The following is a 775-nucleotide window of genomic DNA, read 5'->3' on the forward strand; positions in this document are numbered from 1 at the left end:
CTCAGCTGGGAGAGCATCTGCCTTACAAGCAGAGGGTCAGCGGTTCGATCCCGTTAACTCCCAAAGGTCCCGTAGTGTAGCGGTTATCACGTCGCCCTGTCACGGCGAAGATCGCGGGTTCGATTCCCGTCGGGACCGTTTAAGATAACGTAAGTTATTTTAGACTCGTTAGCTCAGTTGGTAGAGCAATTGACTTTTAATCAATGGGTCACTGGTTCGAGCCCAGTACGGGTCATATATGCGGGTTTGGCGGAATTGGCAGACGCACCAGATTTAGGATCTGGCGCTTAACGGCGTGGGGGTTCAAGTCCCTTAACCCGCATTAAGATATAATAAATGAGCCGGCTTAGCTCAGTTGGTAGAGCATCTGATTTGTAATCAGAGGGTCGCGTGTTCAAGTCATGTAGCCGGCATTTTTAGATAGAAGAAAACAGTGCGAACGTAGTTCAGTGGTAGAACACCACCTTGCCAAGGTGGGGGTCGCGGGTTCGAATCCCGTCGTTCGCTTAGAGAGGCCGGGGTGGCGGAACTGGCAGACGCACAGGACTTAAAATCCTGCGATTGGTAACGATCGTACCGGTTCGATTCCGGTCCTCGGCATAAACTAATGAGCACCCTTAGCTCAACTGGATAGAGTACCTGACTACGAATCAGGCGGTTAGAGGTTCGACTCCTCTAGGGTGCATTTTTCTATTTAACTCGGGAAGTAGCTCAGCTTGGTAGAGTACTTGGTTTGGGACCAAGGTGTCGCAGGTTCGAATCCTGTCTTCCCGAT

8 tRNA genes are annotated in these 775 nt (G+C 51.0%); all 8 read left to right on the forward strand.

Going from position 1 to position 775, the window contains the following annotated elements:
- Nucleotides 1-65: 65 nt before the first annotated feature.
- The 8 genes from ADH52_RS05460 (at nucleotide 66) to ADH52_RS05495 (ending at nucleotide 774) form a co-directional block, all read left to right on the forward strand.
- Nucleotides 66-138: transfer RNA gene (locus ADH52_RS05460), tRNA-Asp, on the forward strand.
- A gap of 24 nt (nucleotides 139-162) precedes the next feature.
- Nucleotides 163-235, forward strand: a tRNA-Lys gene (locus tag ADH52_RS05465).
- Nucleotides 236-240: 5 nt separating this feature from the next.
- Nucleotides 241-322 (forward strand) — tRNA-Leu (locus tag ADH52_RS05470).
- A gap of 18 nt (nucleotides 323-340) precedes the next feature.
- Nucleotides 341-413, forward strand: a tRNA-Thr gene (locus ADH52_RS05475).
- A gap of 22 nt (nucleotides 414-435) precedes the next feature.
- Nucleotides 436-507 (forward strand) — tRNA-Gly (locus ADH52_RS05480).
- Between the two features lie 7 nt (nucleotides 508-514).
- Nucleotides 515-600, forward strand: a tRNA-Leu gene (locus ADH52_RS05485).
- Between the two features lie 11 nt (nucleotides 601-611).
- Nucleotides 612-685: transfer RNA gene (locus tag ADH52_RS05490), tRNA-Arg, on the forward strand.
- 15 nt (nucleotides 686-700) lie between these two features.
- Nucleotides 701-774: transfer RNA gene (locus ADH52_RS05495), tRNA-Pro, on the forward strand.
- The last annotated feature ends 1 nt before the right edge of the window (nucleotide 775 follow it).

Origin of the sequence: Streptococcus pseudopneumoniae (genome assembly GCF_001072665.1) — a bacterium.
GTDB classification, from domain to species: Bacteria; Bacillota; Bacilli; order Lactobacillales; family Streptococcaceae; genus Streptococcus; species Streptococcus pseudopneumoniae_S.